The organism is Vibrio sp. SBT000027 (assembly GCF_963894355.1).
GTDB lineage: Bacteria > Pseudomonadota > Gammaproteobacteria > Enterobacterales > Vibrionaceae > Vibrio > Vibrio splendidus.
In genome coordinates this window covers 980,182-995,669 of the sequence record NZ_CAWQGD010000004.1, presented here as the reverse complement: position 1 = coordinate 995,669, position 15,488 = coordinate 980,182, and the positions used below count along the sequence as shown (strand labels likewise).

13 protein-coding genes and 1 tRNA gene are annotated in these 15,488 nt (G+C 44.3%); 5 read left to right on the top strand and 9 right to left on the bottom strand.

What is annotated here, in order from left to right:
- Window positions 1-3 precede the first annotated feature (3 nt).
- Genes AACU28_RS14350 through AACU28_RS14340 form a run of 3 tightly spaced genes read right to left on the bottom strand, consistent with a single transcriptional unit; the run spans window position 4 to window position 2,958 of the window.
- The gene (locus AACU28_RS14350; RefSeq protein WP_017093111.1) at window positions 4-468 is read right to left on the bottom strand and encodes a GtrA family protein; all 465 of its coding nucleotides are present in this window, start codon (window positions 466-468) and stop codon (window positions 4-6) included.
- Window positions 455-1,942, bottom strand: coding sequence for an ArnT family glycosyltransferase (locus AACU28_RS14345; protein WP_102483294.1), 1,488 nt, complete (start codon window positions 1,940-1,942; stop codon window positions 455-457). The genes AACU28_RS14350 and AACU28_RS14345 overlap by 14 nt, the downstream gene beginning before the upstream one ends.
- A complete protein-coding gene (locus AACU28_RS14340) occupies window positions 1,939-2,958 on the bottom strand; it encodes a glycosyltransferase family 2 protein (protein WP_004736502.1) in 1,020 nt (339 codons plus the stop codon). Before AACU28_RS14340 ends, AACU28_RS14345 begins: the two co-directional genes overlap by 4 nt.
- Window positions 2,959-3,083: 125 nt before the next feature.
- Between AACU28_RS14340 and AACU28_RS14335 the strand changes: the two genes are divergently transcribed.
- The 4 genes from AACU28_RS14335 (at window position 3,084) to AACU28_RS14320 (ending at window position 7,101) form a co-directional block, all read left to right on the top strand.
- On the top strand, window positions 3,084-3,761 hold the full coding sequence (locus AACU28_RS14335; protein WP_004736501.1) for a response regulator transcription factor: 678 nt from the start codon (window positions 3,084-3,086) through the stop codon (window positions 3,759-3,761).
- Complete coding sequence (locus tag AACU28_RS14330) at window positions 3,758-5,056, top strand: sensor histidine kinase (protein WP_121603103.1); 1,299 nt, start codon at window positions 3,758-3,760, stop codon at window positions 5,054-5,056. The genes AACU28_RS14335 and AACU28_RS14330 overlap by 4 nt, the downstream gene beginning before the upstream one ends.
- Window positions 5,057-5,217: 161 nt before the next feature.
- Window positions 5,218-6,147: a 1-aminocyclopropane-1-carboxylate deaminase/D-cysteine desulfhydrase gene (locus tag AACU28_RS14325; protein WP_121603102.1), complete on the top strand. Its 930-nt coding sequence runs from the start codon at window positions 5,218-5,220 to the stop codon at window positions 6,145-6,147.
- Window positions 6,148-6,363: 216 nt separating this feature from the next.
- Window positions 6,364-7,101 carry a dienelactone hydrolase family protein gene (locus tag AACU28_RS14320; protein ID WP_121603101.1) on the top strand — a complete coding sequence of 246 codons (738 nt, stop codon included), beginning with the start codon at window positions 6,364-6,366 and terminating at the stop codon, window positions 7,099-7,101.
- An 80-nt stretch (window positions 7,102-7,181) separates the two neighbouring features.
- Here AACU28_RS14320 and AACU28_RS14315 read toward each other — a convergent pair whose 3' ends face one another.
- From AACU28_RS14315 to AACU28_RS14290, 6 genes are all read right to left on the bottom strand, one after another.
- Window positions 7,182-8,435, bottom strand: a complete 1,254-nt coding sequence (locus tag AACU28_RS14315; RefSeq protein ID WP_017089429.1) for a D-amino acid dehydrogenase — start codon at window positions 8,433-8,435, stop codon at window positions 7,182-7,184.
- Window positions 8,436-8,661: 226 nt separating this feature from the next.
- Entirely contained in the window at window positions 8,662-9,588 is a 927-nt protein-coding gene (locus tag AACU28_RS14310; RefSeq protein ID WP_121603100.1) for a LysR family transcriptional regulator, read from the bottom strand.
- A 253-nt stretch (window positions 9,589-9,841) separates the two neighbouring features.
- A complete protein-coding gene (gltS, locus tag AACU28_RS14305) occupies window positions 9,842-11,056 on the bottom strand; it encodes a sodium/glutamate symporter (protein WP_017083923.1) in 1,215 nt (404 codons plus the stop codon).
- 254 nt (window positions 11,057-11,310) lie between these two features.
- Window positions 11,311-11,401: transfer RNA gene (locus tag AACU28_RS14300), tRNA-Ser, on the bottom strand.
- A gap of 180 nt (window positions 11,402-11,581) precedes the next feature.
- On the bottom strand, window positions 11,582-12,031 hold the full coding sequence (locus AACU28_RS14295; RefSeq protein WP_004736492.1) for an L-alanine exporter AlaE: 450 nt from the start codon (window positions 12,029-12,031) through the stop codon (window positions 11,582-11,584).
- 248 nt (window positions 12,032-12,279) lie between these two features.
- Entirely contained in the window at window positions 12,280-14,766 is a 2,487-nt protein-coding gene (locus tag AACU28_RS14290; protein ID WP_445329571.1) for an ATP-binding protein, read from the bottom strand.
- A 138-nt stretch (window positions 14,767-14,904) separates the two neighbouring features.
- Between AACU28_RS14290 and AACU28_RS14285 the strand changes: the two genes are divergently transcribed.
- A complete protein-coding gene (locus tag AACU28_RS14285; protein WP_017083925.1) occupies window positions 14,905-15,474 on the top strand; it encodes a UPF0149 family protein in 570 nt (189 codons plus the stop codon).
- Window positions 15,475-15,488: the final 14 nt, after the last annotated feature.

Genomic DNA, 15,488 nt, shown 5'->3' with positions numbered 1-15,488 from the left:
AGCTTAACGGGTGAAGACCCAATACTGACTAAACAAATAGTTAGTGACCATACCCACCAAGATACCAACGGCCATTGCGATAAATACAGCCCCAGTAAATGCAGGAAGCAATTCCGTCATCAGCTTAAAGCACAGCAAATTAGGTATCGCCGATATCGATGCGGAAAACATGAACTTTTGCCACTGAATCAACTTCTCAGACCAACTACCCTGCCCTTTGAAGTCAAAAGTTAGCACTCGATTACCAAACCACGTTGTCGTGGCGGCTGCAATGAAAGATCCTATCCGTGCACTCATCAAAGGCAGCCCAACGGCATAATGCAATAACGCAAAAACTAAGCAATCAACAACAAACCCACCAACCCCAACCACAGCAAATCGAACCACCTTGTGGTGGGACTGTAACCTCTGACTGTGCGTTTGAAGCTTGTTGTTGAACATTCGTAACCCCGAGTTAACGCTGAACATCGCTGCCACTTTGAATATGACTCAACGATAGATTTGGCTTGATGCTTGAGCTATGACAGCTGAATAAAGCACGCTTTATTTTCACCGTTGGCTCTAGAATACACGTTAATGCGTTCTCTTTAATCTTGGTTTCCACTTCAGATCTTTTACCAATCAGATAGAACTTATCAATGCCATCTATCTGCTCGATATCGAGAAGTCTTTTCGCTTGACCATGACTGTAAAATTGCCCAGAGAATGGTCGTTTACCCACGTAAAAGCTTGGCGCAGAATCCGTAATCTGTTCGAAGATAATACGGTCACTTTTCTCGTTCGCCTTGCCGAGATTCAGGTAGACCATCGCAATCATTAGCAACACAGGTAGAACCAAAGCCACGCTCGAGAACCACTTCTTATCTTTTTCCACTACGAGTATAGCAATCAACAAGCCAAGGGCCGGAATACCTGGCAGGACGTAAGCTGGGAGAATATTGCCCGCCATAGTGAAAAGAATCAGAGGTGAAATCAACCAACAGACAAGAAATGAAAACAAGCCTCGATTTTCAGTATTAATTTCTGCAATTTTCTTACGTCGAGCAAATGCCAATATAGGTAATACAATCGACCACGGCGCAGCCGCTTGAAGCCAAAACAGCCAGATCATGCCTCTTGCTTGGTCATGGGCAGAACCGTATAAATCTCCCTCCCAGCCACTCACAACAAAGCGCTTAAAGTGCTCGCCAACAATAAAGTAATCAATAAAGCCCGGTGTTGCCATTTCAGCCATGATGTACCAAGGCAAAGCAATCGCTAGCATCACACCCAAGCCAGACAACAATGGAAAGCGTTGCCACAACACTTTGAAAGCACCAAAGAAGCCGTGTTGTAAGACTAACCAAGGGAACACGGCGATGCCCATAATGACAATCGCTACTGGCCCTTTTGCAAGCAAGCCTAGTGCTAAACCAATGAAACCAACATAACCCCAAGATCGATTAGTCTTCGCACTGCCTTCACCTTTCCAACCCTCTCCTCCTAGCCAGCACAAGTAGAAGCCTAACATGGCAATGGTCATCGCTAAGGTTAACGCGATATCTGTCATCACAGCGCCCGCGGCAATAGAGAAAATACCGCATGTCGCCAACACTACCGCGGCAACCAACGCACTTTGCCCAGTTCGCTTCGCCATGTAAGCGGTTAACAAAATTGTCGCTACTCCCGCTAACCAGTGAGGTGCACGAACAGCAAACTCACTCAAACCAAACAGCTCAATCCCCGCAGCACTCATCCATGTGAACAACGGTGGCTTGCCCCAAAAAGGAATGCCGTAATCAAACTGAGGTGTTAACCAATTGCCGGTTTCCACCATCAAGCGAGCCATTTCTCCGTAGCGCGCCTCCGTAGTATCCATTAACGGATAAGTCGCCAAAGATAGGAGTCTTAGAACCAGTGCAAAAGCCAACAAATACCATAGGTGCGTTCTGTTCAGGCTCATGCTGACTCCTCTAATTTGAAATGTGTTTTTAATGCAGGTGTATCGACCACCGATTGGATCAGATACAAAGGACGATTCTTGGTTTCAATGAAAATACGACCTATGTACTCACCCATTAAACCAATACTCAGGAGTTGAATACCGCCAAGGGCAAGTTGCACGACCATCATTGACGGGTAACCCGTGATAGGCTCACCAAACATAATGGTTTTGAATACGATGAAGACGCCATACACAAAAGCAGTAAGCGCCACTAAACCACCAACGGCCGTCGCAATACGCAGAGGTCGGATAGAAAACGAGGTAATCCCATCCATCGCCAAACCGATTAACTTAAGGTAGTTCCACTTGGTCTCACCACAGAAGCGAGCATCACGCTTAAATTGGAGCGTCGCTTGTCGGAAACCCGGCCATGAAAAAATGCCTTTCATGTAGCGGTTACGTTCTGGAAGCTGATTGATATGGTCGACAACTTCTCGGCTTAACAGTCGAAAATCACCCACATTCTCAGGAACATCAATCTTCGCAGCCACGTTCATTACTTTGTAAAAGCTCGCTGCTGAAAACTTCTTGAACCATGTTTCACCGTCGCGCTGGCTACGCTGCATATTGACGACGTCATAACCTTCGCGCCACTTGGCAATCATTTGCGGAATCAGCTCAGGTGGATCTTGTAAGTCAGCGTCTAGCAAAATCACCGCTTGTCCACGACAGTGCTCAAGGCCTGCGCTCATCGCTGATTCTTTGCCAAAATTACGGCTTAAACCGATAACAGAAATTGAGCTATTGATTGAAGTGAATGAACTCACCAACTCCAAGCTGCTGTCTTTGCTGCCGTCATCGACATAAACGATTTCACTCTTGATGGGCAAGCTATCAAGCACCTTGGTAAGGCGAGAGTGGAACTCTTCCAATACCTCTTGTTCATCGTAAAAAGGCACAATGATAGACAGAGAAACCGCAGGGTTGATCTGCGATGTAGATATCTTAGGGCGGCTTATATGAAGTTCAGACATAATACGTTCTTCTATTTTTTAATCTGAATCCAATCTACCCTCCCATAAGTGAAAGTTATGTTATTGACATATTTTTCACGCTCACTCAGGATAATGTTACCGTCTATTTCTGTATGAGAATCAAAATGAAACGAGTTCTATTAGTCGAAGATAACCGTGAAATCGCAGGTGTCTTGTTTGATTATTTTGAGTGTATTGGTATGGAACTCGATTATGCGGACAACGGCGAACTCGGCCTGCAACTCGCGTTGGAAAACTCATTTGATATCATCATATTGGATCTGATGTTGCCAAGAATGGACGGCCTCACGGTTTGTAATAAACTGCGAGACCAAGGCAACGCAACGCCTATTCTAATGCTGACCGCGTTAGATAGCCGAGATGATATGTTGAAAGGGTTTGAGCATGGTGCCGATGACTATCTAACCAAACCTTTTGATTTGGATATTTTGGAAGCCAGAATGAACGCGCTTGTTCGTCGTTATCGAGGAAAAGTGGCTTCTTCTAAGCTTCAGTTTGATGAACTCACTATTGATCAAAAAACCCGTAAAGCTTACCGTAAAGACAAACTGCTCGCGCTTAACCCAACCACTTACACCATCCTTGAGATGCTGTGCCAAAAAGCACCTGAAGTAGTGACTCGTGAAGATATTTCCTACAAGCTATGGCAAGAAGACGAACCCAACAACGATGTGTTACGTAGCCATATCTATCAACTGCGTAATCAACTCGACAAGCCTTTTGACACCCCAATGTTGATTACCGTTCCTAAAGTTGGATTCCGTCTGGAGCCATCGAATTGATTTCAAATGTTCTGACAAGCACCAAAACCCTCACAGGCCGCCTAGCAGTTTTCTTTGGGTTGATGGCCGTGATTGTGTCTGCATTCGTCTATGTCGTTTTTGTTGCCGGGTTGTATATGTCAGAAGACCGGGTTGGCGAAAGACGCATCCTGATTGACCGAAACTATGCTGTCGAACTCTTTCAAGCTGGCGAGAGCGGCGCAATACGTATTGACGGTCTCACCATGGCGTACAATGACCTCTCATTTGTACCAAAAGAGTACACACCCTATATAGAAGGCAAGGATAACTTCCTTGGTGAAGTCGGCGACGAGCCGGAATCACGAATGATCTATGTAGGAGAATACTCTCATGAGGGTAAAACTTACCCGATCATCCTTATGTCTGAGATAGATCGCGTCGAATTTGATACCTATGAATTGGTATACGCCATCTCGTTCGTGTTGGTGCTGCTATCCATTTTGATATTTAGCTTTGGTACCTTACTCTCTCGCCTTTCCAAACGACTAATTGAGCCTTTCAATTCCCTATCTGAACAACTCAACTCGAACAAACTCGACCTAGGGGAAGAGTTTGATGTCAGTGACGGTGCAGCTGTTGAGTTTCGTCAGTTAACAGACCAACTCAATCAATACCGTAGAGAAATCAATTCCTTGATCAAACGTGAACAGGCGTTTGCTCGTTATTCAAGTCATGAATTAAGAACCCCACTAACGGTCGCTCGTGGTGCGAATAAATTGCTATTAAGAAGCGAAACAACGGAATTTCAATCTCGTCAGGTTGAGCGCATCGATGAAGCCATTATCCAGATGTCAGAAATGGTCGATGCCCTGCTCGGTTTAGTTCGTTATGAAAGAAACAGTGACGATGCACCGCTGCGCTTGTTTAGTCAGCAAGAGTTAGAAGCTATCGTTTCCAAGAATTCATTACAGGCGGATGAAAAGCTAGTCGAGATATCCCTACACATTCAATCAGAGCCGACCATTCAAGCCACCAGCGCGATCATGAATATGTTGGTCGGCAACTTATTGAGGAATTCCATTGCAGCGACCAATAGTGGCACTGTCACGGTTACCCTGTCTGAACAGAGTATTGTGATTGAAGACCAAGGTGAAGGCCTTCAGGAACAATACAATCCGAATGGTCATGGATTAGGTTTATTGATTGTCGACGACTTGTGCCAACGCTTCCATTGGGGCTTTGAGTTGGTCAATCGCAACTCTGGAGGGTGCACTGCCAGAATCGCCTTTCAGACAGATTCAACCTCATCTAAACAAACATCGACAAAAACATAAACATCAACTAGATCAGCACCAAATAAACTCTTAGAGCTGTACTCAATATCCGACGAAAACTTGATTTAGTTGGTTTACAGCACTTGCAGGCTACTAGATACTTGTTAGTCCTATTTGAACTAAAAATGCTGGCTTCTTAGTCAGCATTTTGTCTAAGTGCGATGAAACTAAATAATAGCCCTGTAACTCAACATCAATACAACGACCGCACCTTTTTCTTGAAGCGTGACGATCAACTCCACTCTCACTTTTGCGGCAATAAAGCGCGAAAGTTCATGAAGCTACTCGAAGACGATCACCCAAAGATCACCACTCTAATAAGCTACGGTTCCGCTCAGGCTAACTCATTGTTCTCGCTAGCCGCACTTACAAAAATTAAAGGCTGGACGCTTGAGTTTTACGTTGACCACCTTCCTCAATGGTTACAAGAACGTCCAATCGGCAATTACCGTGGCGCTGTAGACTTGGGCGCTAAGGTTATTTCAGTCAAAGAGACGGGCTCTGAGCTTCATCCGCAGGAGTATATTGAGCAAATAAGACAGCCAGATTCTCAGTGCATTGTATTGCCTGAAGGTGGACGCTCTCAGCTTTCTGAATACGGCGTGAAGCAACTGGCAATGGAAATACTCAGCTGGACGCGTTTCGAGAACAAACACGATTTCGTGGTGGCACTACCAGCAGGCACCGGCAGTACAGCTCTATATCTACATAAGCATTTAAAAATGCACAACATCCCGGTGTTAACCTGTGCGTGTGTTGGCGGTAATGACTATTTAACGCAGCAATTCAATGAACTTGGCGAAACCGATCACCCGCAGATCTTACCGCTCAAAACCAAGCACCACTTTGGCAAGTTGTATCAGCAGGATTATCAAACCTGGTTGGATCTACAAGAGCAAACCGACATTGAATTTGACCTGCTCTATGACCCTTTGATGTGGCAATGCTTGGAACAATGGCAACAAGACAACCCAACCAAAACCGTCATCTATATCCATCAAGGCGGCATCTTAGGCAATGAATCGATGTTGCCACGCTATCAGCGTAAGTATCCAGAGATGAGCATTAGCAAAACCAACGCATCTTGGTAGTTGTTTTCCTTTATTCCCCAGTTTAGCTATTCAAGTTTTGGTAAGCTGAAAACATCACAAAACAGCCATCGCACTCCCTCTCGATGGCTATTCATCAGCAATAGCCACCGGCTATCCCTGCCATACATTTCAAGTTAGAGACAGAAATATGGCGAGAATCATCGCGTTATCTATACTTTCGATTGGAACGTCAATTGTCATCGAAAGGAATAACGCATGCGAACACTCACCACGCTAGGCTTGTTTTCAGTTTTACTGCCCTTCTCTGCGATTTCAGGAGAAAACATCACTTACCAAGTCGATGGTATGGATTACGAAGGTTATTGGAGTGAGGCCAGTGACCAAGCGCCTTTGGTGCTGCTAATTCACGATTGGGATGGCTTAACTGATTACGAAAAGAAACGTTCTGAGATGCTCAACGAACTCGGTTACAACGTGTTCGCCATCGACCTATTTGGTAAAGGCATTCGCCCGACCGAAGTGAAAGACAAAAAACAACACACAGGCGAGTTGTATAAAGACAGAGAAAAAATGCGTGCACTACTTAATGCGGGAGCGGTGGAAGCGAAAAGGCTTGGTGGTAACTTAGATAACAACGTGATGATGGGTTACTGTTTTGGTGGCGCTGCCGTTTTAGAAGCCGCTCGTGCGGGTATCCCATCAAAAGCTTATGTGACCTTCCATGGCGGTTTATCGACACCAAAAGGACAAGACTACTCTGAGACAAAAGCTCCGGTTGTCGTGTTCCATGGCACAGCAGATTCGATGATTACAATGGAAGATTTTGGCAGCCTTGCCGCTCAACTTGAAACAACCAAGGTTCCGCATGAAATGATCACCTACAGTGGTGCGCCACATGCCTTTACCGTATTCGGCTCAAACAACTATCAACAAGAAGCTGACCAAAAATCGTGGGATAGATTTACCCATGTGCTAGAAACCACCACCAGATAACCTTCGACATCCACCCAGAAAAAACAACCCCATTCTAAAACTTAGAATGGGGTTACTTTCACCATCATTACATCATGTTGTTACAAATAACGATGAATACTCAAGTCATCTGTTTTGATATCACTTGAAGAACCACTGACTATGCCTGCCAAGATCTTCCCTGAACCACACGCCATCGTCCAACCTAATGTTCCATGGCCCGTATTGGTAAATAAGTTCTTAATCGGAGTCTTGCCGATAATAGGAGTGCCATCTGGCGTCATTGGTCTTAGCCCAGTCCAGTATTCAGCCTTAGAAAAGTCACCCGCTTGTGGAAAGAGATCTTTGACCACCATATCAATCGTGGCTTTACGTTTTTCAGGAATAAGATAATCAAAACCAGCAAGCTCTGCCGTTCCTGCAATACGAATCCGGTCATCAAAACGCGTCATCGCTACTTTGTAGGTTTCATCCATTACAGTAGAGGTTGGTGACTTATCTGCATTCACGATCGGTAGTGTTAGCGAATACCCTTTCACTGGATAGACAGGAATAGACAGGTCAACTTGCTTCAACAAGTCTCGAGAATAACTGCCTGAAGCGACCACGTAAGCGTCCGCTTTGAATTCACCTTGAGTCGTGGTAATACTCTCAATGGTTTGATTCTGATGATTGAGCTTGACCACTTCAGTATCAAACACGAACCTAACACCGAGTTGCTTGGCTTTCTCAGTCAAGGTTAAACAGAACTGATGGCAATCACCGGTTTCATCATGTGGTAAATACAGGCCACCCACCAGCTTATCTTTCACGTCTGATAAACCTGGTTCAATGGATAGGCATTGCTCAACATCAAACAACGAGTGCTCTATCCCGCTCTCTTGTAGCAACTTCATATCTTGCTGAATGAAATCCAATTGCTTTTCGCTTCGAAACACTTGTAGCGTCCCTTTCTGCCTACCTTCATAAGCCAATTGCTCACTGGTTCTTAGCTCAGTCAGACAATCTCGGCTGTAGTTTGCGACTCTCAGCATCCGCGATTTGTTCCGTGCATATTTAGCTTCGTTGCAGTTGGCGAGCATCTTCGTCGCCCAAGAAACCAACTCAGGAGAAAGCGAAGGCTTTACTTTGAGAGGGGCATGTTCTTGGGTTAACCATTTCATCGCTTTCAAAGGGATACCAGGCGCCGCCCATGGTGAAGAATAGCCATAAGAAATTTGCCCTGCATTCGCAAAGCTGGTTTCTTTGCCACTGCTATCTTGACGATCAATAACCGTGACCGAGTGACCTTCTTTCGCTAGGTACCAAGCACTGGTCAATCCAATAACACCACTGCCAATTACAATAACTTCCATTCTCTTCCCCTAACGCCCGACAAAGCCAAAACCAGTCGAACGCAGTTGTCAGTCTAAAACTCGTTTCGTTAATGCTTTGTAACTTATTCCGCACATGTTGACTTAACAATAGAGAGCGCGTTGACAAAAACTCAATTCGACTTAAAAACGAATTCGGCAGTTTGGAACTGTGATATTGGCGGTATTTGAAAGCTTAGGTAGGAGTCGCTAAGTAAATCGATTTAGCCTAGATATTGTAAGCGTCATGACTCAAGAAAGTGGCGTTTTCCAGTAAGAAATCTAACAAGGTTTCGGCCTGTAACGTAAGTGCGCGACCTTTCAAAGATTGAACCTTAACCGTCGCCTTCGATAGCATCTCCAACTCGGTCGCAACCACTTCGATCTGCCCTGACTTGATCTCATCGATCACGGTGAGTTTGGGCATAAAGGTGACGCCCAACCCTGCTGAAACAAAGTTAGTCAGTGCAGTCACCGAGTTAGTTTGAAGCTTTGGCTGCAAGGTAAGATGGGAAATTTGTTCGGCCTGCTTTACCAGTCTCCCCATGCCTGTCGAGTTATCAATCAAGGCGAGAGAAGCATCTTTAATATCTCGCAGTGTCACAGGTGCACTTTTCATCGTCAGGGAGTGTCCTTTCGGAGCAATCAATTCCAGCGGATGACTGCGTTCAACGTGGGAGTGCAGTTTAGGGTGCGGTGCAGAAGCATAAGTAATCGCGAAATCGATCTGTTGATCTTCCAACATCTTGACAGCGTCCAATGCACCCGCAATCTCAATAGAAAGATTGATATCAGGATAACGAGTCATGAAGGTTTGCATCGGCTTTGACACCAAGTTGGTAATAAATCCTTCACCGATGGCAATGCTGACATTGCCTCCTTTGAGGTTTTTAAGCTTGGTTAGTCGAGCAAGCACTGCAGCCTCTCCACGAACAATGGAACGGTAGTAATTCAGCAGTTCATTACCCGCTTCAGTTAACAGTGATTGGCTGTTGTTGCGCTCCCATACTTTCATTTCCGCTTGCGCTTCTAACTGTGTCAGCATTCTACTCATCGCGGCAGGGTCAACGTTCATCATCTTAGATGCTTTACGTAACGACCCATATTTTGATAACGCGTTTAAGTACTCGAGAGCACGGATATTAAAGTGGTGCATTCAACTTCCTTGTGATTCAACTGACACTGATTCAAGCGTCTCACAAATTTACTGCGAACATGTATCCCAATTTATCAAGATCGTGTTTGCACTTACTAACTTGTGCACCGAGTCACTTCAAGTGCATTACATCAAAGGCTGATATACGTATTTTTAACTTGCTGTAGATAAAACAAAGGCGACAACTTTCGTTATCGCCTTTGTGGTCATTATCCTGATGTAAACATCGAGCAGTTAATAACCGGTCACTTCACTACATCCCAACAAAAAAGCTAATCACCAACGCATTAATCAAATCAACAAAGAATCCACACACTAATGGCACCACAATGAATGCTTGTGGGCTTGCGCCATAGCGGTGAGTTACCGCGGTCATGTTAACAATTGCAGTTGCTGTCGAGCCAAGAGTGATACCACCGAAGCCTGAACATATCACCACAGAGTCATAGTTTCGTCCCATTAGGTAATAAACGACGAATATCGTAAACAGCAGTGAAAGCAGGATCTGGATACTCATGACAACAGAGATATAGCCAAACAGTCCATCGAGATCCCAGATACGCAGCCCCATCAAGGCCATGGTCAAGAACATACCTAAGCAGATATCAGAGATCATCGCTAAGCCTTTACGGCCTTGAGCAATTTTCTCTTGTGTACGACGCTTCTTGAACAATGCTCGACCAATGTTTCCTATGAGGATACCGGCAATTAAGCAGCTTACGAATAACGGCAGTTTTAGGCCCATCGAATCGATAACTTCGCTCAGGCTGTAACCGAGCATCAGTGTTAAGTTGAGAATCAACCACGCCCATAAGACACCGTAATGGCTCAATTCAGTGCGAGTTTCACTTTCTTGGTATGCACCAACTGTCACTTCTTCTTCATTGGATGGGCTCACTTTGTGCTTGTTTAGTAGGTAGTTGGCAATTGGACCACCAATCACACACGCAGCAATTAAACCAACCGTATTTGACGCCACACCTAGCTCTAGCGCGTTAGCGATACCAAACTCTTCCACAAACATTGGTGCCCACGCTAACGTTGTACCTACGCCACCGATTAAGCTAACAGAGCCCGATAACAAACCAGCTTTAGGATCCATTCCAAAGCCAGAAGCTACAGCCATCCCTACCACGTTTTGCAGAACGATAAAGACGGCAGCAAGAAACAATAGAATGAACAACGGTCGCCCACCCTTAATCAGTGTCTTAATATCCGCTTGGAGTCCGATACCAGCAAAAAAGTAGAGAAGTAAAAAGTCTCTGACATCTAGGCTAAAGGTGATTTGGATTTCAAAAATATAGTAAAGCGCCGCTACGGTTGCAGCACAAACAAAGCCACCAATCACAGGCTCTGGTAGTGAATACTTTCTTAATACTTCAGATCGTTCAATCAAACCTTTACCGATAAACAGTAACGAAATCGCGATAGTAAAAGAGAGCATTGGAGAAACTAGGGTTTCTGTCATGGGGTAATGAATTCCTAATAGTTAGATTATTAATAATATTTCGTACTATTAATAATCTAGATTCATACCAAAAGATCAAGCGTTTATCGATGATAAAAACACCAAATATGGTTCATTCTGCGACGCCATTAATAGAGGAAATAACTGTAAAGAAATGATTAAAGGAATTGATACTAGGAATGGATGTAGATGACGTGAAATATAGGGGCTCTAAAACGAGAAAACCCCAGCATTTCTGCTAGGGTTTTGAATAGTGGTGGAAGGATGGGGATTTGAACCCCAGATACGCTATAAACGTATACTCGCTTTCCAGGCGAGCGCCTTAAGCCACTCAGCCATCCTTCCACAAATTGTGTGTTGAGCTTGTCACTCAACGAGGCGCTACTTTATTGATTCTGCTTGCTTTGGTCAAGGGGCTTTGTCAAAAAAAGTGCCTTTTTCAGTTTGTTCGATTACAAATTAACTCATTAGATCAAAAACAAACCAAATTTCATTCTTTCGCTGCACTTACGCTTGTTGCTTTTCTTAAGCTTGTTGATAGTAGCCCGGAACTCGAAACCATTTACGGCACATATCTAGGAAGTAGCCATAAAGTACGCCCATACCACACGAGATAACCGCATTACTGGTGACAGCCGTAACGATCTGGTCGCTTGAAGCACCCACCGCCAATAAAATACCGGCATACACAGGCGACTGGAACAACACGTAAGCTAAAAGGTCAGAAATATTCTTCATCAACGAACTTTGTGAAAGCTTTGCACCATTACGTAAAAACCAATCACGAAAAAGACCATAAGGCCAAGCAATAGCAATGTTCACTGGGATAGATAACGTTCGAGAAGCGAGAGACTGCTCAAATGTCATACCAGAAATAAACACTTCTACGATCATGCCTGAAATAAAACAGAAAACGACCATAGCAAATGTATCCGCAGCTGCGTTTCGAATACAAAATGGACCACGAGACTTCATCGACGCCAAACCTAAAATATATCACTGCCTATTGAGTGAATTAGTAACATATAAACAAGGTGTATTTACACCTTACCAGATAATGTCGCTATTAAATCATAAGATTAGCAGTCATACATTCCAAATTAAAAATCAAGTTGTAAATTAACAACTAAAAACCTCTTCAAAAGCAGTAGCTTCCACCAAAAAATCAAACCAAGGTCAAATATTAGACAATTCGTCATTTACTTACCGTAATTAAACAACATTTAAGCCATCGGTAGATTTACGGTAATGATATTAATGACATCTTGTGTAGGTGGTGCTCCTAAAGAAACCTGCTCTAGCGCTTTATCGACTTGTTCAGTAAGTTCAGCGTTGTTCATAGGTTCAACGTGGGCACGTAGACTCTCTAGTGCAAATTGAATCAGTTCTAGGTTGTTGTCTTCTAGCGCCACATACAGCGTCACCAATAGCTCTTCGGTGTTATCTTTATTTCGCAGATCAGGTTTAGGCAGTGACTCGCTTTTACTTTTCGAGTCGTGTTTTTTTACATCTTGGCTTTCGAGAGCATCCGCTTTTGCTTCATGGTATTGGTAAAGCTTATTTGAATAGCGGAACAAGGCATCATCCAGTTCACGCTCATCAATCGGCTTAGCGATAATGTAGTCCACACCCGCCCCCAGCATACGTTCGCGAGTCTCTTTAAAGACATCAGCCGTACAACCAAATACCAGTACCGATGACACATCACCTATCAAAGCACGAATCGCAGTGGTTGATTCAACGCCATCCATCACAGGCATATGATTATCCATGAGTACCAAATCAAAGGGCTCAGCAACCACGGCTTGTATTGCAAGTTCACCATTTTCGACGCTCTTACAAGTGAAACCTTTGCTGCTCATGAAGGTTTCAATGATCACCGTATTCGTTCGGTTATCCTCGACAATCAATACTTTTAAGCCTGAGTAGTCCAACTTCTTATGTGGCAAGCTCTCTATCTCGCCAGGCTGGCATGGCTGAATCTTCAAGCGAACATCAAAACTCGTGCCTATCCCTTCTTCACTGGTGACGGTAATACTGCCATCCATGAGTTGGGCAATTTTCTTCACTATCGCTAAGCCAAGGCCTGTGCCGCCAAAACGCCTTGTTGTGGAAGACTCCGCTTGTTCGAAAGGTTTGAAAATACGCTTTTGAGCTTCCTTAGAAATACCAATTCCGGTGTCGCGAACTCGAATACTAAGATAGGTGTCACTCCCCTCTATGACTTCTTTCAAGTACACCTCGACAAAGCCTCTGGAAGTAAACTTCACCGCGTTGTTCAAAAGATTAAACAAGATTTGTCGTAGACGTGCTTTATCTGAGAAGTACCAACGACCAGAAGGCACCTCAGAATACACTTTGAATTGCAGCCCTTTCTCTGAAGAGAGTGTGTAGTAGACACTGTTGATACTGCCGATGATCGAATCGAGTGGGAAGCGAGTCTCATCAAGATCCAACCTTCCCTGCTCGATCTTCGAAAAGTCTAAGATCTCGTTAAGTAAGGTCATCATGTGATCACCTGACTCATACAAACTCTTAAGATGCTTCTCTTGTTCAGAATTTAGAGGCGTTTTTAATAGGATCTGAGCAGTACCCAATACCCCATTCATAGGGGTACGAATTTCATGTGACAGGGTCGCAAGGAAAGCGGTTTTTGCATTGGTGGATGCCTGAGCTTTAACCTTTTCCGCTTCAAGATAAATGGTCTTTTCGTTGAACGTTTTAATCAAGTGACCAATTTCGTCTTCACTTGAGTAGTCAACATCTATGATTTCGCCTGCTTTCGAGCTATCTAGCTGTGCGGCAATCGTTGTAATTGGACTAATCAAATAACGGTTCAATAAGTAATAGCCCGCCATCACACAAAGTAGCAATAGCGGAACAATACCGCCCTCAATACTCATCACCTGACGAAATACTTCGTCTGCTACACGTGACTTAGAATTAACTACATCCACTTGCCAACCGAAATCACCAAATTGATTGCTACTGATGTAGATCCCTTCAACGAGATTGAAGTTATGCGAAACTAACACTTGATTGAGTTTATCTCTGAGCATAATGCCAAGATTGTATTCTTCGGCGTGGTTCTTAATAAAGCCAAGCAGCTCTTCGAGCGAGAGATCCACCGTGGCAACACCTGCAAAAATGCCGTCGTAATAATAAGGGGAAGACGCCGTAATCATTCGAACGTGTGTGTATGGGTCGATATAGACATCGCTCCAAGAGATCGTTCCTTGTTCTTTGTTGACTACAGAGGTGTACCAATACTCTTCTTGATAAGGGGTATTTTTAGGATTGTTATAAGAAAACAGCTGATCAATTTTTCCATCGTCGGCTTTATTGAAAAAGTGGCTGTTAAGAAGCTTTTTAGGGTCAAGCGCATAAGGTTCAGGCCAAATTCCAGCACTGACGATCGTATCGTCGCTCGCCGCCAACATGAATTTAAAGAGCGGAATAACATCATCACCGTTACGATGCGCTTGAGCAAAGCCAACTAGACTATCAACAAAGCCTTGAGAGCTGCTGAGCGGCTCTGTAATCAATGCGGATAAAAGTTGCGTACGCAAGTCGAGGTTTTGTTGTAATTTGGCGCGCACAGGGGATTCTACGACGTAATACGTCACACTACCGACAATGGCAATAAACATCGCAAGGTATAACCCAAGCGCTACCATACTTTTTTTCTTTAAAGACGACCGTATCTGCATAATTCTTTTATTGTTTTCTTTTCTGTTAAACCTAGAGTTTATCATCCATGACATCAAGCCTTTTTAGATTGAAGCTTGATTGGCACAAGTTCATTGGTACTATAAGCGCAAATATGTTCCCTTTTACGGTACCTCACTTTGACTTTACAAGATATTCTTGCGCTTCCAGAGTTGGAAGGAAAGCTAATCACAGAACACAAAACAATGGGATTTGTCACTGCAATGGCTGCGGCACCTAATGTGTTAACCCCTCATGAGTGGCTACCGTTCTTATGGGGTGGCGAAGAAGTCGCGCCTTTTACGGATGGTGAGCAGCTAGAGAGCTACATTGAAGTTATCATCACGCTTTGGAATAAAACACGTCCTGAACTAATTGAAGGAACGTGGGTTTGGCCTGAAGCTTGCCAATTGGATGATGCAGAAGTGGTGAATACCGCTGCTCGCGATTTCTGTGAAGGCTTACTTCAAGGCTGGCAGATCGCCCGTGATGACTGGGAAACATTGATGCCTGAAGAGAGCGAAGACAACGCACTCGTGGGCGGTGTGTTGCTTTCACTGAGCATGCTTTACGACCCAGAAACGTCAATTGCGACACTTGCAGAGCAAGGCATCGAAGGCCTAGAGCAATTTGAAGAGATCTTTAACGCTGTTCCTGTAATGCTTTGCGGATTAACGCAGCGTGGTATTGCACTGGCTGAAGCTCAATAAAGTTAGCTGTATAC

What these genes read in the sequence shown, in the direction of transcription:
- AACU28_RS14350 (WP_017093111.1), bottom strand. Translation starts at nt 468, where the DNA reads ATGTTCAGCGTTAACTCGGGGTTACGAATGTTCAACAACAAGCTTCAA.
- AACU28_RS14345 (WP_102483294.1), bottom strand. Translation starts at nt 1,942, where the DNA reads ATGAGCCTGAACAGAACGCACCTATGGTATTTGTTGGCTTTTGCACTG.
- AACU28_RS14340 (WP_004736502.1), bottom strand. Translation starts at nt 2,958, where the DNA reads ATGTCTGAACTTCATATAAGCCGCCCTAAGATATCTACATCGCAGATC.
- AACU28_RS14335 (WP_004736501.1), top strand. Translation starts at nt 3,084, where the DNA reads ATGAAACGAGTTCTATTAGTCGAAGATAACCGTGAAATCGCAGGTGTC.
- AACU28_RS14325 (WP_121603102.1), top strand. Translation starts at nt 5,218, where the DNA reads ATGAAACTAAATAATAGCCCTGTAACTCAACATCAATACAACGACCGC.
- AACU28_RS14320 (WP_121603101.1), top strand. Translation starts at nt 6,364, where the DNA reads ATGCGAACACTCACCACGCTAGGCTTGTTTTCAGTTTTACTGCCCTTC.
- AACU28_RS14315 (WP_017089429.1), bottom strand. Translation starts at nt 8,435, where the DNA reads ATGGAAGTTATTGTAATTGGCAGTGGTGTTATTGGATTGACCAGTGCT.
- AACU28_RS14310 (WP_121603100.1), bottom strand. Translation starts at nt 9,588, where the DNA reads ATGCACCACTTTAATATCCGTGCTCTCGAGTACTTAAACGCGTTATCA.
- gltS (WP_017083923.1), bottom strand. Translation starts at nt 11,056, where the DNA reads ATGACAGAAACCCTAGTTTCTCCAATGCTCTCTTTTACTATCGCGATT.
- AACU28_RS14295 (WP_004736492.1), bottom strand. Translation starts at nt 12,031, where the DNA reads ATGAAGTCTCGTGGTCCATTTTGTATTCGAAACGCAGCTGCGGATACA.
- AACU28_RS14290 (WP_445329571.1), bottom strand. Translation starts at nt 14,766, where the DNA reads ATGCAGATACGGTCGTCTTTAAAGAAAAAAAGTATGGTAGCGCTTGGG.